A 20,272-nucleotide genomic window follows, 5' to 3' on the forward strand; every position below is an offset into this window, starting at 1 on the left:
CGTCGCTTCATGGCCCTCCCCGCGTACGACCTGACCGGGCGCACGGCATTCGTCACCGGCGCGGCTGGCGGCATCGGCCGCGCGTCCGCGCTCCTGCTCGCGGAGGCGGGCGCCACCCTTCACTGCGTGGACGTCGACGAGCAGGGCCTGCACGAGACGGCGACGCTGATCAAGGACCAGGGCGGCACCGCCCGTACCCACCCGCTCGATGTCACCGACCGCGCCCAGATCCAGCAGGCCGTGGCGTCGTGCGGCCGTGTCGACGTCATGGCGGCGATCGCCGGGATCATGCACAGCAGCCCGGTCCTGGAGACCCTGGACGAGGATCTCGACCGGGTTCTGAACGTCAACTTCAAGGGCGTGCTGTACGCCTGCCAGGAGGCAGCGCGCTCCATGATCGCGAACAGCGCCCGGGGCAGCATCATCACGATGGCCTCGGGCGCGATCGACACCGGCGGCCCGGGCCTGCTCTGCTACAGCGCGGCCAAGGCGGCCGTCGTACAGCTGACGAAGACGCTGGCGACCGAGGTCGGCCCGTACGGCATTCGCGTCAACGCCGTGGCGCCCGGCTGGATCCGTACTCCCATGACCGATCGTCACGGCGAGAAGCAGGCACAGACCGAGGCGTTCATGGCACGCCTCTCACCGCTGGGCCGTGTCGGCGAACCCGAGGACATCGCGCACGCCGTGCTGCACCTCGCCTCGGATGCCTCGGCGTTCACCACGGGCCAGATCCTGCGCCCCAACGGCGGCGTCGCCATGCCCTGGTAGCCGGCCACCCGCCGTCCCGCACACCCGGTCTCACCCACGAGAACCCCGCCGACACCCGAGAACCCCGCCGACACCCGAGCATCCCCCGACCGCCGGCTCACCCCAGCGCTCACACCGATGCGCGCCCGACCACATCCCCTCCCCCACGGATCCCACGCACACCACGCGCCCTACCGGTCCCTAGCCCACCCCCGAAGCACGCCCCCCACCGCTCCCGCGTCGGCGCCAGGCCTCCCGCCAGTAGGCCCGCCACCGGTCCGACCCCACGGCGCCTACCGCCCGGGACTTCGGGACGCAGTGGACGGGCAGCAGGCTGAGCCCCCAGCCGCCCGCCGCGACCGCCCCTTCGAGCACCCCGGCGTCGGGCGCCAGCGCGAGCCGGAGCACGCTGCACCACCACAGCGCGCCGAGCACCAGGGCAGCCCCCCGGCGCACTATTCGCCCTGGCATGGCACCCTCCTCCGGCCCGACACCGGGCCGCCGATCTCAAGCGCGAGCAGGGCACACCGACGGCGCACGAGAGGGGCCGGGGTGGAAAGGGCCGGGGTGGAAAGGCTCCCTGGCCGTCACCCGTTCTCCGCCTGGAACATCCAGTGATGCTTCTCGAGGTCGGCCGTGATCCCGATGAAGATGTCCTGGCTCACCGGATCAGGGTCCCCGGTGGCGGCCACCCGCTCCCGCATCCGTGTGATCACCGCGGCCAGCGCCTCCACGAGCGCCCGCACGGCGTCGGTGTCCTTGATCCAGCCCTCGGGCGTCGCTCCGATACCGCTGCTCGACGCCACCGTCGCGGCCCGCCCGTCGGGCGGAACGCCCAGGGTCGAGGCTCGCTCCGCCACGGTGTCGGAGTGCAGTCGCGCCGTGTCCACGACCTCGTCGAGCTGGAGGTGGACGGAACGGAAGCGGGGCCCCACCACGTTCCAGTGGACCTGCTTCGCCACGAGCGAGAGGTCCACCAGGTCGACCAGGGCGCCCTGCAGCGCCTCGGCGACGGTCTTCAGGTCCGCGTCGGACAGGGAACTCTTCACGACGTACATCCATATCCTCCGATTCACCGCGGCAGCGCCCGACCGGCCTCGCCGCACCTCCACCATGGAGGCCGCGCCGGATACCGGCAAATGGACTCATGAGGGATGCAAAGGAGTCGGTCGGCCACCACTAGGGCCCCGGGCAACGCGAAAGCCCCGGCCGCACCCCTCCAGGTTTCCCTGGAGAAGCCCCGGCCGGGGCTTTCGATACGCGTGCTCAGCCCATGGAAGCGAGCTGGTGGGCGTCAGGCGGCGACGACGTCGACCGCCTCGGCAGGCGCCTTGATCGTGACCCGTTCCGGTGGCACACCGGTCACCGATACGGAATTGAGCATCGGGCGACGCACCGGTGCGGGCACCGGTTCGGTGGCCGCAGCCGACTGTGCCAGCTCGGCGAGGGCGAGCTCGTCACTCACTTCCCGCATGAGCTCGGACATCCGTACGTCCAGCGCGTCGCAGATCGCGGAGAGCAGCTCGGAGGATGCCTCCTTCTGCCCCCGCTCCACCTCGGAGAGATAGCCGAGTGAAACTCGGGCGGACGAGGAGACTTCGCGCAGAGTACGGCCCTGGCGCTGGCGCTGCCGACGCAGCACGTCACCCAGCAGGCGACGGAGCAGAATCATCGGTGGCTCCCTCCTCGGACCGCGTAGCCGCATCCTTCACGCCCCACCGTACCGCCTTGCGCCGCGGCCGTGCGGGGAGCGATGTCGTGTTCACTCAGGGCTGCAAACATCAAAACCCCCCGTTCTGTTCCGTATCCTGTGCCCGCTCATTCCCGGTCTGTTCGCCCGCGAGCTCCTGGAGGAGCAGCGCGAGTACGCTGCGTACACTCTCCATACGGATTTCCGCCCGGTCGCCGTTCAACCGCAGCGGCGCCACTTTCCCGCCACGAGGGGTCGGGAAAGTTGATCCGGGGGGCCCGTCGACGGCCACGTAGACCGTGCCGACCGGCTGCCCGTCCTGGGGGTCGGGACCGGCGACGCCGGTGGTCGCGATCCCCCAGTCCGCGCCGAGTGCCTTGCGCACTCCGGCCGCCATCTCCGCCGCGACCTGCGGATCCACCGCGCCACGCTCGGCCAGGAGAGTGACGTCGACCCCCAGCAGTTCGTTCTTCAGTTCGGTGGCGTACGCGGTCACGGACCCCCGGAAGACCTTCGAGGCACCCGGCACCGCGGTGATCTCCGCCGCCACCAGACCACCGGTGAGCGACTCGGCGACGGCGAGCGTCTCGCCCCTCACCGTGAGTAGTCGCACCACTTCAGTGGCCGCGGAACTCACCGCTCGGCCTCCGCGGCGGCCGCCCGCCGCTCGGCGATTCCGCTCCTGCGCAGCACAATGGCCTGTCTCACATAGTCGAGTCCGGTGACCACGGTCAGGATGACCGCGACGGCCATCACCCAGAACCTCAGGGTGGCCAGGGCCCCCGTCAGCGCCAGGATGTACATGCCGACGGCCGTGCCCTGGGCCAGCGTCTTGAGCTTGCCGCCGCGGCTCGCCGGGATGACCCCGTAGCGGATCACGATGAAGCGGAGCAGGGTGACGCCGAGCTCCCGTCCGAGGATCACGAAGGTGACCCACCAGGGCAGATCACCGAGGGCGGACAGACAGATCAGCGCCGCGCCCATGATCGCCTTGTCGGCGATGGGGTCGGCGATCTTCCCGAAGTCGGTGACGAGGTTGTACGTGCGTGCCAGGTGACCGTCGAAAATGTCGGTGATCATGGCGACGGCGAAGGCCGCCCATGCCCAGGCGCGCATGGCGGGGTCGTATCCCCCGTCGGCCAGCATCAGCGCCACGAAGCCCGGCACGAGGACGAGCCGGATCATGGTCAGGATGTTGGCGATGTTCCAGAGGCTGGCCTGATTGACGGCCGCAGCGCCCAGCTTCCCGCCCCGGGCCGGCTTCGCGTCCCCCGGAGCACCGGATGCGCCGGATGCGCCGGGAGCGCCCGTCGCACCTTTGGCGCCGGGGGAGCCGCCTGCCGCGGATGCCGGGACTCCGGTCATCTGGCCGCCTCCTCAGTACACGCGAGCGAGCCGAGGAGCAGCGGCTCGGCCACCAGGTCGACACCTTCCGTGCCGACCACCTTGGCCTCGACGATACGGCCGACGGTCAGACCCTCGCCGCTCGTGAACAGCACCTGGCCGTCCGTCTCCGGTGCCTGGTGCGCGGCGCGGCCGTACGCGCCGTCCTCGTCGTCCAGGGACTCCACCAGCACGTGCACGGTCTCGCCCACGCGCTCCTCGGCGCGCTGGGCGACCAGTTCCTCGGCGAGCCGGGAGACGCGCGCGAGGCGCTCGGCGACGACGTCCTCGTCCAGCTTGTTCTCGTACGTCGCCGCTTCGGTGCCGTCCTCGTCGGAGTACCCGAAGACACCGATCGCGTCGAGGCGGGCACCGGTGAGGAAGCGCTCCAGCTCCGCGAGGTCGGCCTCGCTCTCACCGGGGAAGCCCACGATGAAGTTGGAGCGCACACCGGCCTGCGGGGCCTTGGAGCGGATGGTGTCGAGCAGTTCCAGGAACCGGTCGGTGTCGCCGAAGCGGCGCATCGAGCGGAGCACGTCGGGCGCGGAGTGCTGGAAGGACAGGTCGAAGTAGGGCGCGATGTTCGGTGTCGACGTCAGGACGTCGATGAGTCCGGGGCGCATCTCGGCGGGCTGCAGGTAGCTGACGCGTACGCGCTCGATGCCGTCGATCTCGGCCAGCTCGGGCAGCATCGTCTCGAGGAGACGGATGTCACCCAGGTCCTTGCCGTACGAGGTGTTGTTCTCCGAGACGAGCATCACTTCCTTGACGCCCTGCTCGGCGAGCCAGCGCGCCTCGTTCAGGACGTCGCTGGGGCGGCGCGAGATGAACGAGCCGCGGAAGGAGGGGATGGCGCAGAAGGAGCAGCGGCGGTCGCAGCCGGAGGCCAGCTTCACGGAGGCGACCGGGGATCCGTCCAGCCGGCGGCGCAGGGGCGCGCGGGGGCCGGAGACCGGGGCGACGCCTTCGGGGAGGTCCGAGGGGGCGCCGTGGCCGGGAAGGGCCACTTCCTCGCCGGCGCTCTGCCGCTCGGCCGGGCTGATCGGCAGCAGCTTGCGCCGGTCGCGCGGGGTGTGGGAGGCGTGGATGCCGCCGTTCAGGATGGTCTGGAGGCGGTCGGAGATGTCGGCGTAGTCGTCGAAGCCGAGCACGCCGTCGGCCTCGGGAAGCGCTTCGGCGAGTTCCTTGCCGTACCGCTCGGCCATGCAGCCCACCGCCACGACGGCCTGGGTTCTGCCGTGTCCCTTGAGATCATTGGCTTCGAGGAGGGCGTCGACGGAGTCCTTCTTGGCGGCTTCGACGAAGCCGCAGGTGTTGACGACGGCGACGTCCGCTTCCTCGGCGTCCTCCACGAGTTGCCAGCCGTCCGCCTCCAAGCGGCCTGCGAGCTCCTCCGAGTCCACCTCGTTACGGGCGCAGCCAAGAGTGACAAGTGCGACGGTACGGCGTTCAGGCATGGGCTCAAGACTACTTTGTCTCACCGACAGCCCACGTCGACGGGGTTGGCCGATCTTGGCCAACCCCGTACCTGCTTGTTCCTTCGGACCCCTAGCCGACCTGCGGGTCGCCCTTCGTGTACGTCAGACGCTCCACGGCGCCCGGCTGGAAGTCGTCGTCGATCTTCTTGCCGTTGACGTACAGCTGGATGGCGCCGGCGTCCCCCAGGATGAGGTTGATCTTGGAGCTGTCCTGGAAGGTCTTGGACTCGCCCTGCTTCAGCAGTCCGTCGAAGAGCATCCGCCCGTTGTGGTCCTTGGCGGAGATCCAGCTGCGTCCGTCCGCCGCGCTGACCTGGACGGTCACCTTGTCCTGCGGGGCGGCAGCGATGGCGCTGTCGGAAGGCTCGGGCTTCGGGTCGGCGGGCTTGCTGGCGGCCGTGCTGGGCGAGGCGGACTTCTTGGTGGTCGGCGTGGACCCCTCGGCGACCTGAGTCTTCGAGCCGTCGTCGCCGTCGCCGCCCTTGACCGCGGTGAACCCGACGAAGCCGATCACCGCGACGATCGCGGCGACCATGGCGGCCGTCCAGTTCGGTCCGCGCCGCTCGGGACGGATGCGTTCCGCCTCGAAGAGCGGGGCGGCGGGCGTCGGCGCGGGACGTCCGCCGTGGTCGGCGTCGTACTGCGTGAGCAGCGGGGCCGGATCGAGCTGGACGGCGCGGGCCAGGGTCCGGATGTGTCCGCGGGCGTAGACGTCGCCGCCACAGGGGGCGAAGTCGTCCTGTTCGATGGCATGGATGATGGTGATACGGACGCGGGTGGCGTTGCTGACGTCGTCGACGGTCAGACCGGCCTCGATGCGTGCCTGCTGGAGGGCACGGCCGATCGAGAGCCGCTCGGCCGTACGGTCGTCTTCGAACGGACGCTCGTCTTCGGGTGAGTTGCCGTCAGGGGAGTTGACGATGGACACGGGGGCGCCTTTCGAGCGTGTAGCCACCTGTGCTGGAAGTTCAGTCTAGGGGGGGTACGAAAGGGTGGGGCAACCGGGCGGTACGACTTTGTACGCCATCAGAATGGCCGGTCATCCTGATGCCGGGACATGTTGGCGTCCCTTCGCTCAACTTGACGTGCGGCGAAGAGAAACGGTTGCCCGCCGACTCCTTACGGGTGAGTCACGTTCGCATATCAGCCTGGGGCGGAACATGACGTTCCGCCATCCGCCGGCGAGCCGCCCACTCCCTGAGTGACCCGCCACGTGTTCACCGCGCCCTGAACGGCCTGTCCCGTCGCCCTCCGCCGAAGGCTCTACGCCTCTGCTTCCCCGCGAATCACGGCCAACACTCCATCCAGCTCATCGGCCTTCACCAGCACGTCACGAGCCTTCGAACCCTCGCTGGGCCCGACGATCCCGCGCGACTCCATGAGGTCCATCAGCCGGCCGGCCTTGGCGAAGCCGACGCGCAGCTTGCGCTGGAGCATCGAGGTGGACCCGAACTGCGAGGTGACGACGAGTTCGGCGGCCGCGCACAGCAGATCGAGGTCGTCGCCGATGTCCTCGTCGATCTCCTTCTTCTGCTTGGTGCCCACGGTGACGTCGTCCCGGAAGACGGGCGCCATCTGATCCTTGCAGTGCTGCACGATGACCGCGACCTCGTCCTCGGTGACGAAGGCGCCCTGCATGCGCGTGGGCTTGTTGGCGCCCATCGGCAGGAAGAGTCCGTCGCCCTTGCCGATCAGCTTCTCGGCGCCGGGCTGGTCGAGGATGACGCGCGAGTCCGCGAGGGACGAGGTGGCGAAGGCGAGCCGGGAGGGCACGTTGGCCTTGATCAGACCGGTGACGACGTCCACGGACGGCCGCTGCGTGGCGAGCACCAGGTGGATGCCGGCCGCGCGCGCGAGCTGGGTGATGCGCACGATCGCGTCCTCGACGTCGCGCGGCGCGACCATCATCAGGTCGGCGAGCTCGTCGACGATCACCAGGAGGTACGGGTACGGGCTCAGCTCACGCTCACTGCCCTCGGGCAGCTTGACCTTGCCGTTCCTGATGGCCTCGTTGAAGTCGTCGATGTGCCGGAACCCGAACGCCGCGAGGTCGTCGTAGCGCAGATCCATCTCCCGTACGACCCACTGCAGCGCCTCGGCGGCCCGCTTCGGGTTGGTGATGATCGGCGTGATCAGGTGCGGGATGCCCTCGTACGCGGTCAGCTCGACGCGCTTGGGGTCGACGAGGACCATCCGCACGTCCTCGGGGGTCGCCCGGACCATGACCGAGGTGATCAGGCAGTTGATGCACGACGACTTGCCCGAACCGGTGGCTCCGGCGACGAGGACGTGCGGCATCTTCGCGAGGTTGGCCATCACATAGCCGCCCTCGACGTCCTTGCCGAGCGCGACCAGCATCGGGTGGTCGTCCTCCGCCGCGTCCGCGAGCCGCAGCACGTCACCGAGGTTGACCATCTCGCGGTCGGTGTTGGGGATCTCGATGCCGACCGCGGACTTGCCGGGGATCGGGCTGATGATCCGCACGTCGGGGCTGGCGACCGCGTACGCGATGTTCTTGGTGAGCGCCGTGATCCGCTCGACCTTCACGGCGGGGCCGAGCTCGACCTCGTAGCGTGTGACCGTCGGTCCGCGTGTGAAGCCGGTGACGGCGGCGTCGACCTTGAACTCCCTGAAGACGTTCTGGAGGGAGGCGACCACCGCGTCGTTGGCGGCGCTGCGCGTCTTGCCGGGGCCGCCCCGCTCCAGGAGATCGAGCGAGGGCAGCGAGTAGGTGATGTCCCCGGAGAGCTGGAGCTGCTCCGCGCGCGGGGGCAGCTCGCGCGGGGCGTCGGGCGCGGACTTGGTCAGGTCGGGCACGACGGACTCGACCGCCAGAGCCTCCTGCTTGGGCCGCTTGGCACCCGGTACGGGCTTGACGCGGGCCCCCGGCACCGGCGTCGTCTCCTCGTACCCGTCCCGCTCGACGCTGACGCCCTGCGTCAGATCGGCGACCAGGGGCGAGGGCGGCATGCCGTGCAGCACGGCACCGTCCAGGGCCGCGGCGGCGGCCGCGGCGACGTCCACGGCGTCCATCGGCCGGTTCATGTCGGGCTGCTGCGCGCCGGGGCGCCGGGGGCGGCTCCGGCGCCTGGTGAGCGCCTCCTGCTCCGCGCTGTCGGGGTCGTACGCCTCGGGGGCGCGCGAGCGCCTGCGGGGGCGCGCCGGGGTCCCGTCGCGCCACTGCTCGTCGTAGCGCTCGTCGTCCTCGCCGAACGCGTCCTCGTCGAAGTCGGCCTGGACGATGCCGAGCTTCTGGCCGAGCAGCCGCAGCCGCTGCGGAATCGCGTTGACCGGGGTCGCCGTGACGACGAGCAGCCCGAAGATCGTGAGCAGCACGAGGAGGGGGACGGCGAGAACGTCGCCCATCGTGTAGGTCAGCGGGGTGGACGCTCCCCAGCCGATGAGCCCGCCGGCATCCCTTATCGCCTGCATGCCGTCGCTGCGCGCGGGCGCACCGCACGCGATGTGCACCTGACCGAGCACGCCGATCACCAGCGCGGACAGGCCGATCACGATGCGGCCGTTCGCCTCGGGCTGCTCGGGGTGCCGGATGAGCCGGGCCGCGATGACGCCGAGGAGTATCGGGACGAGGAGGTCGAGGCGGCCGAAGGCACCGGTGACCAGCATCTCGACGAGGTCGCCGACGGGGCCGCGCAGATTGGACCAGGTACCCGCCGCGACGATCAGCCCGAGGCCGAGCAGCAGGAGCGCGAGTCCGTCCTTGCGGTGCGCCGGGTCGAGCCCCTTGGCGCCCCGCCCTATGCCACGGAAGGTGGCTCCGACGGCATGAGCGAGCCCCAGCCACACGGCGCGTACGAGTCTGTACACGCCCGCGGTCGGGTTGGGCGCCGGCGCGGGAGCGGGCTTCTTCGCCGCGGCCCTCTTGGCAGGCGCCTTCTTGGCGGCTGCCTTTTTCGCGGGGGCCTTCTTCGCCGGAGCCTTCGTCGGAGCGGCCGCCTTCTTCGCGGGCGGCTTCTTGGCTGCGGACTGACGTGAGGCCATGTGTGTGAGGTTACCGGTGGAGACGACAGCGGACACGTGTGCCCACTGCTTCACCCGTTCGTGTCGCCCCTGCCGGGGACCGGAACTGACGCGTCCTCATGCCCGTTCCACGGCACGGACGCGTCCGCGGGGGCGTCAGCTCTGCGACGGCACCGAGGGTGCCCCGCTCCCCGTGCCCGGCTCCAGTGCGTCAAGCGCCCTGCGCAGTCCGGTGAGTTTGCGTTCGAGATGGGCCGCGGTCGCCACCGCCGCCGCGTCGGCGGAGTCGTCGTCGAGCTGCTTGGACAGCGCCTCGGCCTGCTCCTCGACGGCCGCGAGCCGCGCCGAGAGTTCGGCGAGGAGTCCGGCGGGCTCCTTGGCGTCGCCGAGCGCCGCCTTGCCGCCACCCTCCAGCTGGAGCCTCAGCAGGGCCGCCTGCTCCCGGAGTTGGCAGTTCTTCATGTAGAGCTCGACGAAGACGGAGACCTTCGCGCGCAGCACCCACGGGTCGAACGGCTTGGAGATGTAGTCCACCGCGCCGGCCGCGTAACCCCGGAAGGTGTGATGCGGGCCGTGGTTGATCGCGGTGAGGAAGATGATCGGGATGTCCCGGGTCCGCTCCCGCCGCTTGATGTGCGCGGCCGTTTCGAAACCGTCCATGCCCGGCATCTGGACATCCAGCAGAATGACCGCGAAGTCGTCCGTGAGCAGCGCCTTGAGCGCTTCCTCCCCGGACGATGCCCGCACCAGTGTCTGATCGAGCGCCGAGAGAATCGCCTCCAGCGCCAGCAGATTCTCCGGCCGGTCATCGACCAGGAGGATCTTGGCCTTCTGCACCATGGCCCGCCCTCCTCGCCCCGGCATGGGGCCTCCCCTGTCCGCAGGACTTGGGGAAGCACCGGGCGCCGCCCCAGGGGACGACTCCCTTGCGCCGCCCGTCCTTGTGCCGGTCATGGTAGCTGCACCCCGCCTGTCGCCACACCCTGTCACCGCGATGTCACTGTGCACGTAGCAGAAACGCGGCGGGAGACCAGAAGGTTCCCCGTATCCCGCGCTTCTACACGGCTTCGGGCACAGTCGGTTATCCGACGCCGGGCCGCCGTGCCGCACGGTGTCCCCGGGTCCGCGCGACGGCCCGCGTCACCACTTCCGAGTGTGTCACCCCTCACGCATCCACTGCGCCATCACGGAGAGCAGGTGATCGGGATCGACCGGCTTGGTCACATAGTCGGAGGCACCCGACTCGATCGCCTTCTCCCGGTCGCCCTTCATGGCCTTCGCCGTGAGCGCGATGATCGGCAGCCCGGCGAACTGCGGCATCCGCCGGATCGCCGTGGTCGTGGCGTAGCCGTCCATCTCGGGCATCATGATGTCCATCAGAACGACCGTCACATCGTCGTGCTGCTCCAGGACCTCGATGCCCTCACGGCCGTTCTCGGCGTACAGCACCGACAGACCGTGCTGCTCGAGGACGCTGGTCAGCGCGAAGACATTGCGGATGTCGTCATCGACGATCAGTACCTTCTCGCCCTCGAACCGGATTCCCTGGCGCTGTTGAGGTCCCTGGTCCTGCTGGCCCGCGGCCGCCCACGGCTCCTGAGCCGCGCCCGCGGCATCGTCCGGCTGCCCGGGGACGGCGCCGCGCTGCTCGGCCGTGGGCAGCGCCCTGCGACGCCTCCTGAAGAGCGCGGCGGGACCGTTCTGCGTCTCCTGGTACGACTTCACCTCGGCCGGCATCCCCATGTCCTGCAGTTCCGCCTCGGAGGCCAGCAACTCCCCCGCCTCCAGCGCCGGCGCGAGCTGCCCGTAGCCCTGCGGCGGCAGTTCGCTGGGGTGCAGCGGCAGATACAGCGTGAAGGTGGAGCCGCGGCCCGGCTCGCTCTGCGCGTGGATCTCGCCGCCCAGCAGCCGGGCGATCTCCCGCGAGATGGAGAGGCCCAGACCCGTACCGCCGTACTTGCGACTCGTCGTACCGTCCGCCTGCTTGAAGGCCTCGAAGATCACCCGCATCTTGCTGGCGGCGATCCCGATACCGGTGTCGGTCACGGAGAACGCGATCAGATCGGCGTCCGCGTCCCGCAGCGACCCCGACTCCAGAAGCTGCTCACGGATGGCCACCGGCACATCCGCCCCGGCGGGCCGGATCACCAGCTCGACCGCTCCGGAGTCGGTGAACTTCACCGCGTTGGAGAGCAGGTTGCGCAGCACCTGGAGCAGGCGCTGTTCGTCGGTGTGCAGCGTGGCGGGCAGTTCCGGCGAGACCCGTACGGAGAAGTCGAGCCCCTTCTCCGCGGTCAGCGGGCGGAACGTCGCCTCCACGTAGTCGACGAGCTGGACGAGCGCGATACGGGTCGGCGACACGTCCATCTTGCCCGCCTCGACCTTCGACAGGTCGAGGATGTCGTTGATCAGCTGGAGCAGGTCGGAACCCGCGCCGTGGATCGTCTCGGCGAACTCGACCTGCTTCGGCGTGAGATTCGTGTCCGCGTTGTCGGCGAGCAGTTTGGCCAGGATCAGCAGGGAGTTGAGCGGCGTACGCAGCTCGTGCGACATGTTCGCCAGGAACTCGCTCTTGTAGCGCATGGAGACCGCGAGCTGTTCGGCGCGCTCCTCCAGGACCTGCCGCGCCTCCTCGATCTCGGTGTTCTTGACCTCGATGTCGCGGTTCTGCTGGGCCAGCAGCTCGGCCTTCTCCTCCAGTTCCGCGTTCGAGTCCTGGAGCGCCTTCTGCCGGTTCTCCAACTCCGCCGAACGCTCCCGCAGTTGCTCGGTGAGCTCCTGCGACTGCCGGAGCAGCACCTCCGTCTTGGTGTTGACGGAGATGGTGTTGACGCTCGTCGCGATCATCTCGGCGATCTGGTTCAGGAAGTCCCTCTGGATCTGCGTGAACGGCGTGAAGGACGCCAGCTCGATGACGCCGAGCACGGTCCCCTCGAAGAGCACCGGAAGCACGATGACCTGTGCCGGAGGCGCCTCGCCGAGACCGGAGGAGATCTTCAGGTAACCGCTCGGCGCGTTCTCCACGAGGATCGTGCGCTTCTCCTGGGCCGCCGTCCCGATCAGCGCCTCACCGGGGCGGAACGACGTCGGCATGGAACCCATCGAGTAGCCGTACGACCCGAGCATGCGCAGCTCGTACGCCTCCTCGTCCTCGGTGCCCGCGTCCTTGCCGTCGACCAGCGGCATCGAGAGGAAGAACGCGCCGTGCTGGGCCGAGACGACCGGCGTCAGCTCGCTCATGATCAGCGAGGCCACGTCGTCGAGATCGCGGCGGCCCTGCATCAGGGCGGAGATCCGGGCCAGGTTGCCCTTCAGCCAGTCCTGCTCCTTGTTGGCGATGGTGGTGTCGCGCAGGTTGGCGATCATCTTGTTGATGTAGTCCTGAAGTTCCTGGATCTCGCCGGAGGCGTCCACGTCGATCTTCAGGTTCAGGTCGCCGCGGGTCACCGCGGTCGCCACGCGCGCGATGGCACGCACCTGCCGGGTCAGGTTCCCGGCCATCTCGTTCACCGACTCGGTGAGGTCGCGCCAGGTGCCGTCGACGTCGCGTACGCGCGCCTGACCGCCCAGCTGCCCCTCCGTGCCCACCTCGCGGGCCACTCGGGTGACCTCCTCGGCGAACGACGAGAGCTGGTCGACCATCGTGTTGATGGTCGTCTTGAGTTCCAGGATCTCGCCGCGCGCGTCGATGTCGATCTTCTTGGTCAGGTCGCCCTTGGCGATGGCCGTGGTGACCATCGCGATGTTGCGCACCTGACCGGTCAGGTTGGACGCCATCCCGTTCACCGACTCGGTGAGGTCCTTCCACGTGCCGGCGACTCCCGGGACGTGCGCCTGACCGCCGAGGATGCCGTCCGTACCCACCTCGCGGGCCACCTTGGTGACCTGCTCGGCGAACGAACTCAGCGTCTTCACCATGGTGTTGAAGGTGTCGGCGAGCTGCGCGACCTCGCCGCGCGCCTCGATCGTCACCGTCCGGGTCAGGTCACCGTTGGCGACGGCCGCCGCCACCTGCGAGATGTTCCGCACCTGCATGGTCAGGTTGTAGGCCATCAGGTTGACGTTGTCGCTCAGGTCCTTCCAGATGCCCGTGACCCCGGGCACCCGCGCCTGACCGCCCAACTGGCCCTCGGTGCCCACCTCGCGGGCCACCCGGGTCACCTGCTCGGCGAACGACGACAGCTGGTCGACCATCGTGTTGACGGTGGTGACCAGTTCGAGGATCTCGCCCTTGGCGTCGACGGTGATCTTCTTGGACAGGTCCCCCATGGCGACCGCGGTCGTGACCTCGGCGATGTTGCGCACCTGAATGGTCAGGTTGTTGGCCATGAAGTTCACGGACTGCGTGAGGTCCTTCCAGGTGCCGGAGACACCCTGCACCTCGGCCTGACCGCCGAGGCGGCCCTCCGTACCCACCTCACGGGCCACCCGCGTCACCTGCTCGGCGAAGTTCGAGAGCTGGTCCACCATCGTGTTGAGGGTGTTCTTCAGCTCCAGGATCTCGCCGCGCGCGTCCACGTCGATCTTCTGCGACAGGTCACCACGGGCGACCGCGGTCGCGACCTGCGCGATGTTGCGCACCTGCGCGGTGAGGTTGCCGGCCATGCCGTTCACCGAGTCCGTCAGGTCGCGCCACACGCCGGCGACGCCGGGCACCTGTGCCTGACCGCCGAGCCGGCCCTCCGTACCCACCTCGCGCGCCACCCGCGTCACCTGGTCGGCGAACGCGGAGAGCTGGTCGACCATCGTGTTGATGGTGTTCTTCAGCTCCAGGATCTCGCCGCGAGCGTCCACGTCGATCTTCTGCGACAGATCACCCCGAGCCACTGCCGTGGTGACCTGGGCGATCTGCCGTACCTGCGAAGTCAGGTTCCCCGCCATGAAGTTGACGGAGTCGGTGAGTTCCTTCCAGGTGCCGGACACACCGTCCACGCGGGCCTGACCGCCGAGGCGGCCCTCCGTGCCCACGTCACGGGCCATCCGCGTCACCTGGTCGGCGAAGCTCGACAGCTGGTCCACCATCGTGTTCACGGTGTTCTTCAGCTGGAGCATCTCGCCGGACACATCGACGGTGACCTTCTGCGACAGATCACCGTTGGCGACCGCCGTGGTCACCTGGGCGATGTTGCGCACCTGGCCCGTCAGGTTCTGGAACGCCGTGTTGACGGAGTCCGTGAGGTCCTTCCAGGTACCGGCCACCCCCGGAACCTGTGCCTGGCCGCCCAGTTCACCCTCGACGCCGACCTCGCGCGCGACCCGCGTGACCTCGACACCGAACGACGACAGCTGGTCGACCATCGTGTTGACGGTGTTCTTCAGCTCCAGCATCTCGCCCGCGACCTCGACGCTGACCTTCTGCGACAGATCACCGTTGGCCACCGCCGTCGTCACCGCGGCGATGTCACGCACCTGGGTCGTGAGGTTCCGGAAGACCGTGTTCACCGAGTCCGTGAGGTCCTTCCACGTTCCCGCCGCTCCCGGCACGTTCGCCTGACCGCCGAGCCGGCCCTCGCCACCGACCTCGTTGGCGACCCGGGTGACCTCGTCGGCGAACGTCCGCAGCGTCTCGGTCATCTGGTTGATCGTCTCGGCGAGCTGCGCGACCTCGCCGCGCGCCGACACGGTCACCTTCTGCGACAGGTCACCGCTCGCCACCGCCGTGGTCACCTGCGCGATCCCGCGCACCTGGGCGGTGAGGTTGCCGGCCATGAGGTTCACCGAATCGGTGAGGTCCTTCCACACACCGGCCACACCGGGCACCTGCGCCTGGCCGCCCAGCTCACCCTCGGTCCCCACCTCACGCGCGACTCGCGTCACCTCGGAGGAGAAGGAGGACAGCTGGTCCACCATCGTGTTGACGGTGTTCTTCAGCTCCAGCATCTCGCCGGCCACGTGAACCGTGACCTTCCGCGACAGGTCACCCTTGGCGACGGCCGTCGTCACGAGAGCGATGTCACGCACCTGGGCGGTGAGCCGGTACGCCATCGTGTTGACCGAGTCCGTGAGGTCCTTCCACGAACCGGACATACCGCGCACCCGGGCCTGTCCGCCCAGCTTGCCCTCGGTACCCACCTCGCTGGCCACCCGCGTGACCTCGTCGGTGAACGTCGACAGCTGGTCGACCAGATTGTTGACGGTCCGTCCGACCTTCAGGAACTCACCGCGCAGCGGATGACCGTTGCCGTCCGCGGCCTGCGCGCGCAGGTCCATCCGCGGCGACAGATCGCCCTCCGCGACAGCGGACAGTACCCGTCCGACCTCGGAGACGGGTCGTACGAGATCGTCGACCAGCGCGTTCGAAGCGTCGATCGCGGCCGCCCAGGACCCCTCGCAGGTACCCGTCTCCAGCCGCTCCGTGAGCTTTCCCTCACGGCCCACCACGCGCCGCACCCGCGACAGTTCACCCGTCAGATGCAGATTCCGGTCGGCGACCTCGTTGAAGACCGCCGAGATCTCGGACATCACACCGTCACCGGAAACGGTGAGCCGCTTGCGGAAGTTGCCGTCCCGCATCGACACCAGGGCCGCCAGCAACCGGTTCAGGGCCGCCGTGTCCACCTCGGTGGTGCCATTGCGCGGTGTGCGCCCGCTCTTCAGGGACTGTCCGCCTTTCGCGCGCGTCCTACTGCCCCGCGTCGCTGCGCCAGACTCCACTGTGTCCCTCCCGCAAGGGTCGACCAATACTGCTCGGCGTACTCGGGTACTTCTGCTCGGTCTGCAGAGGAGGCACTCGACCTGCCCGGACCTTCTCCTGGAGCCTGCCCAGTGTTTCACCCCGGCTGAACCAGGCCATAACAGTTCGGCAGCTTCGCACATCGTCCGCACACCATCGGGACGGCCGCCCGGCCCTGGCCGGACGCGACCACATACACCTGTCCGAACAAAAACACCGGACTCTTCAGGACGGAAACACTGGTGACCGGCATCCGCAGGGGCGGCGAAGGTAAGTAACCTTGCATGCGGCTGTCCAGCCGTGCCGGTCCCGTCCGGCCTGGGCGGTGGCACGAGTACGAGCGGGCAGGCATCGGAGGGGCACCGCACCATGACCACCGGACTGCATCCTGGGGGATCGCCTCAGGATCCCCGGCCGACAGGGAACCACGCTCTGCCCACGCAGGAGCGGGTCGGCCACGGAACCCCGCATGCCGACAGCCGGACGAGGAGTTCTGTGATCACCGCGCGCGCGGCCGCCAGTTTCGAGCCCGTGGGGCGGTCCGTCGCGACCGCCCGCTCGTTCGTCCGGGACACTCTCCAGGGCTGGGGCTTCGCCGACATCGTCGACGACGCCGTCGTTCTGACGAGCGAACTGGTCACCAATGCCGTCGTGCACGCGGGCACCTCCGCCGACGTTCTGTGTCTGCGCAGCGACGACGGCGTACGCATCGAGGTGGCGGATCACTACCCGGAACGCGAGATCCCACTCCAGGGGACGGCCGTCAATATGGGCAGTCCCGACCGCGAGGGCGGCCGCGGTCTCCAGCTCTGCGCGGCCCTGGCCGGCCGCTGGGGTGTCGAGTACACACCCACCCACAAGCAGGTCTGGTTCCAGCTCGAACTCCCCGAGCGCGCCGTCGGCACCCGCGCCGCCGGTCCCGCGCTCCCCGCCCACCTCCTCCCCCTGGCCGACGGCCGTGTGCGCGTGGCGGTCGTCCAGATCGACCGCACCGGCTCCATCAACGCCTGGAACGAAGACGCCGAGGAGCTCTTCGGCTACGCGGCCGAGCAGGTAACCGGCAAGCCGCTCACCGACTTCGCGGCCTGGCCGCACACCCCCGGCACCAGCACCGGCATCGTCGAGGCCCTCCAACTCTCCCGCTGGGAAGGCAGCTACGGCATCCGCTGCGCCGACGGCCGCGTCACGCCCGTGTACGCCTCGCACCTGCGGGTCCGCGACACCGGCGGCGAGCCCTCCACGGTCTGCCTCCTGGTCCGCGACCACGAACGCGCCGTCCTGCAGACCCCGTTGCGCCTGCCCGCCTCCGACTCGGGCGGCAACGCCGAGGGCCAGGCCACGGACCCGTTCGAGGTCTTCATCGGTTCACCGGCCCCGGACGACCTCGACGGCCTGCTCCAGCGCACGGTGGAGCGCGCCCGCGACATGCTCGACGGCGACTCCGCCTTCCTGCTCCTGGCGACCGACGACGAAACGGAGTTGGAGGTGCGCGCCTCCACGGGCCTTCCCTCCGCGCGCCAGCGCTTCGCCCGCGTCCCCGTCGAAGCGGGCCCCGGCCGCTACGGCTCGGCCAGGATGCCCGCCGTCCACGAGGACCTGACGGTCGTCCCCGGCGCCGTACCGCTCCTCGGCGGTACCGGCATGCGCTCGGTCGTCACGGTCCCGCTGAAGGTCGAGGGACGCCTCACCGGCTCCCTCGGCGTCGCGGCCGAATCGCCCGGCCGCTACTCGAACGAGGAGGCCCTGCGCCTCCAGTTCGCCGCCGACCGCATCGCCCTGGCGGTGGAATCCGCCCGCCTCGGCGAGCTCGAACGCCTGCGCCGCGGCTCGCTGTCCTTCCTCGTCGAGGCCTCCGACCTGCTCGCCGGCACCCTGGACCGCGACCAGACGCTCGCCCTCATGGCCCAGATGACGGTTCCGACCCTGGCCACCTGGTGCGCCGTCTACACGATCGCCGACCAGGCCTCCGAGCCGTACCTCTCGTACGTCCTGCACGAGGACGAGGAACGCATCGACGGGCTCAAGGCGTTGCTCTCGAAGATCGCTCCGCCGGACCCGGTGCCCACACCCGGCGCCCGCGTCTGGTCGGCCCCGGCCGCGGCGGCCCACGAGGCGGCCCTGCGGACCTCCATGCGCAGCCTGGGCCTCGGCCAGCAGGCCTCGATGACCTCCGGCATCGGTACGACACTGGCGACGGCCGCGGCGGTCGGCGGCGAGACCGTCGTCCTCCCCCTGGTGGCCCGCAACCGCGTCATCGGCATGCTGACCCTCGGCAAGCCGTCGGACGAACACTTCCGCCAGGAGATCCTGGAGCTGGCCGAGGACCTCTCCCGCCGAGCGGCCCTCGCCCTGGACAACGCCCGCCTGTACTCGGAGCGCACGGCCATCAGCCAGTCCCTCCAGCGCAGCCTCCTGCCCCCGGAACTCCCCCAGATCGAGGGCGTCGAGGTCGAGGTCATCTACCGAGCGGCAGGCGAGGGCAACGAGGTCGGCGGCGACTTCTACGACCTCTTCCCGATCCGCGACGGCGCCTACGGCTTCGCCATCGGCGACGTCTGCGGTACGGGCCCGGAGGCGGCGGCGGTCACCGGCCTGGCCCGGCACGCACTCCGCCTGCTGGCCCGCGAGGGCTACGGCGGCCCCGCGGTCCTGGAGCGGCTGAACTCCGCGATCCTCGACGAGGGCGCCCGCAGCCGCTTCCTGACCCTCCTCTACGGCGAGTTGTGGCCCCAGGAGGACGGCAGCGCGGTCCTGAAGGTCGTCTGCGCCGGCCACCCGCTGCCGCTGCGCCTGCGCCAGGACGGCACGGTCGAGCCGGCGGCCGAACCGCAGCCGCTCCTCGGTGTCATGGAGGACCTGGAGCTGTACGAGCAGACGGTCACGCTGGATCCGGGCGATGTCCTGCTCTGCGTCACGGACGGTGTCACGGAGCGCCGCGAGGGCACCCGCATGCTCGGTGACGACGGCCTCGCGGACGTCCTCACCACGTGTACGGGTCTGACGGCCGGCGCCGTCGCCGCGCGCATCATGCGCGCGGTGGAACGCTTCGCCTCCGACGCCCCCTCGGACGACATGGCGATCCTGGCGATGCGTGTTCCGGGCCTCCAGACGGACTGAGGTCCCGTCCGGCCCCGGACACGCGAAAGGCCCCCGCCCACAAGGGCGGAGGCCTTTTCTACTGGAGCCCCCCAACGGAATCGAACCGTTGACCTTCTCCTTACCATGGAGACGCTCTGCCGACTGAGCTAGGGGGGCCTGTCACCTTGTCGAGGTTTCCCTCGCGGCAACGAAATAGATCATACCCCGAACCGAACCGTGCTCCCAACCAGTCCGCACCGGGCCATTCGGCCGGATCAGAAGGCCGGCTGCAGCAATCCGCCGAGCGCGTTGCAGGCGGAGACGATCCGCTGCATCTCCCGCTTCGTCAACGTCCCGTCCACAGGCAGCGCGAGAGTCTCGTCCGCGGCCCGCTCGGTCTCGGGAAGGTGTACGTCCCGTCGGAACCCGGGCATGCGGTGGACCGGCGTCTTCACCGGCACCCGGCATTCAACTCCCCTGGCCCGCACGGCGCGTGCGAACGCGTCCCGGTCCGGCCGCCCATTGCCCGGCACCCGCACGACGTACTGCTGGTAGGTGTGCCCGTCACCGCTGTCCGGTGTCCGTACGCCGCTCAGCCGTCCGTCGAGGTAAGCGGCCCGCTGCCTGCGCTGCGCGACCTCGTCGTACGGCGCTTCGGACTCGCCCTGTTCCAGCACCAGCAGCCCGTGCCGCTGTCCGATTTCCCGCAGCCGCACCATGTCGGCCGTCCGCCCGAAGCGGTGCACGACAACGACCGCCGCCGACCGGGGCGTTACGGCGGCCTCCATCGCACGAGGGTCGAGGCAGTACGTCAACGGGTCTATGTCGGCGAAGACGACCGTGGCGCCGACCCGGGTCACGGCTTCGGCGACCTCCACGTTCCCGAAGGCCGGCACGATGACCTCGTCACCGGCTCCGACGCCCGCGGCACTGAGCATTGCAGCAGTACTCATGCTGTGGATATTTGTCGCGCAACGTGAACTGCAAGTGACGCAAAACAAAAAAGAGCTGGTCCCTGAACCGAAGTTCAGGGACCAGCTCTCTAATTTTAGTTCGGCGGCGTCCTACTCTCCCACAGGGTCCCCCCTGCAGTACCATCGGCGCTGTGAGGCTTAGCTTCCGGGTTCGGAATGTAACCGGGCGTTTCCCTCACGCTATGACCACCGAAACACTATGAAACTGTCAACCGGAGCCGTGGCATAGCTACGACGGTTGTTCGTGGTTTCAGAACCAACACAG

At 69.4% G+C, this 20,272-nt stretch carries 13 protein-coding genes, 1 tRNA gene and 1 rRNA gene; 2 read left to right on the forward strand and 13 right to left on the reverse strand.

Features of this window, described 5'->3' with window-relative positions:
* Window positions 1–9 precede the first annotated feature (9 nt).
* A complete protein-coding gene (locus OOK38_RS04490; protein WP_266763365.1) occupies window positions 10–771 on the forward strand; it encodes an SDR family NAD(P)-dependent oxidoreductase in 762 nt (253 codons plus the stop codon).
* 180 nt (window positions 772–951) lie between these two features.
* Here the strand turns inward: OOK38_RS04490 and OOK38_RS04495 are convergent, their stop codons facing one another.
* The 10 genes from OOK38_RS04495 to OOK38_RS04540 form a co-directional block, all read right to left on the reverse strand.
* On the reverse strand, window positions 952–1,221 hold the full coding sequence (locus OOK38_RS04495; RefSeq protein WP_266763364.1) for a hypothetical protein: 270 nt from the start codon (window positions 1,219–1,221) through the stop codon (window positions 952–954).
* Window positions 1,222–1,337: 116 nt separating this feature from the next.
* On the reverse strand, window positions 1,338–1,808 hold the full coding sequence (locus OOK38_RS04500) for a Dps family protein (RefSeq protein WP_266763363.1): 471 nt from the start codon (window positions 1,806–1,808) through the stop codon (window positions 1,338–1,340).
* A 236-nt stretch (window positions 1,809–2,044) separates the two neighbouring features.
* Window positions 2,045–2,422 (reverse strand): helix-turn-helix domain-containing protein, encoded by a 378-nt coding sequence (locus tag OOK38_RS04505; protein ID WP_037620346.1) that lies wholly within the window; start codon window positions 2,420–2,422, stop codon window positions 2,045–2,047.
* A 109-nt stretch (window positions 2,423–2,531) separates the two neighbouring features.
* Complete coding sequence (locus OOK38_RS04510; protein WP_266763362.1) at window positions 2,532–3,077, reverse strand: CinA family protein; 546 nt, start codon at window positions 3,075–3,077, stop codon at window positions 2,532–2,534.
* Complete coding sequence (pgsA, locus tag OOK38_RS04515) at window positions 3,074–3,805, reverse strand: CDP-diacylglycerol--glycerol-3-phosphate 3-phosphatidyltransferase (RefSeq protein ID WP_266763361.1); 732 nt, start codon at window positions 3,803–3,805, stop codon at window positions 3,074–3,076. The genes OOK38_RS04510 and pgsA overlap by 4 nt, the downstream gene beginning before the upstream one ends.
* Entirely contained in the window at window positions 3,802–5,280 is a 1,479-nt protein-coding gene (gene rimO, locus OOK38_RS04520) for a 30S ribosomal protein S12 methylthiotransferase RimO (protein WP_266763360.1), read from the reverse strand. The genes pgsA and rimO overlap by 4 nt, the downstream gene beginning before the upstream one ends.
* 91 nt (window positions 5,281–5,371) lie before the next feature.
* A complete protein-coding gene (locus OOK38_RS04525; RefSeq protein WP_266763359.1) occupies window positions 5,372–6,229 on the reverse strand; it encodes a helix-turn-helix domain-containing protein in 858 nt (285 codons plus the stop codon).
* A 335-nt stretch (window positions 6,230–6,564) separates the two neighbouring features.
* The gene (locus OOK38_RS04530) at window positions 6,565–9,303 is read right to left on the reverse strand and encodes a DNA translocase FtsK (protein ID WP_266763358.1); all 2,739 of its coding nucleotides are present in this window, start codon (window positions 9,301–9,303) and stop codon (window positions 6,565–6,567) included.
* Window positions 9,304–9,438: 135 nt separating this feature from the next.
* Complete coding sequence (locus tag OOK38_RS04535) at window positions 9,439–10,122, reverse strand: two-component system response regulator (protein ID WP_266763357.1); 684 nt, start codon at window positions 10,120–10,122, stop codon at window positions 9,439–9,441.
* A gap of 318 nt (window positions 10,123–10,440) precedes the next feature.
* Window positions 10,441–15,936: a HAMP domain-containing protein gene (locus OOK38_RS04540; protein WP_266763356.1), complete on the reverse strand. Its 5,496-nt coding sequence runs from the start codon at window positions 15,934–15,936 to the stop codon at window positions 10,441–10,443.
* A 388-nt stretch (window positions 15,937–16,324) separates the two neighbouring features.
* Between OOK38_RS04540 and OOK38_RS04545 the strand changes: the two genes are divergently transcribed.
* A complete protein-coding gene (locus OOK38_RS04545; protein WP_266763355.1) occupies window positions 16,325–19,072 on the forward strand; it encodes a SpoIIE family protein phosphatase in 2,748 nt (915 codons plus the stop codon).
* 62 nt (window positions 19,073–19,134) lie between these two features.
* On the opposite strand, the gene OOK38_RS04550 is transcribed toward OOK38_RS04545, so the two are convergent.
* From OOK38_RS04550 to rrf, 3 genes are all read right to left on the reverse strand, one after another.
* A tRNA-Thr gene (locus OOK38_RS04550) sits at window positions 19,135–19,210 on the reverse strand.
* A gap of 98 nt (window positions 19,211–19,308) precedes the next feature.
* On the reverse strand, window positions 19,309–19,971 hold the full coding sequence (locus tag OOK38_RS04555) for a DegT/DnrJ/EryC1/StrS family aminotransferase (protein ID WP_266765886.1): 663 nt from the start codon (window positions 19,969–19,971) through the stop codon (window positions 19,309–19,311).
* Window positions 19,972–20,084: 113 nt separating this feature from the next.
* Window positions 20,085–20,201: ribosomal RNA gene (gene rrf / locus OOK38_RS04560) — 5S ribosomal RNA — on the reverse strand.
* Window positions 20,202–20,272 lie beyond the last annotated feature (71 nt).

Source organism: Streptomyces sp. NBC_00568 (assembly GCF_026341855.1).
Classification (GTDB): domain Bacteria; phylum Actinomycetota; class Actinomycetes; order Streptomycetales; family Streptomycetaceae; genus Streptomyces.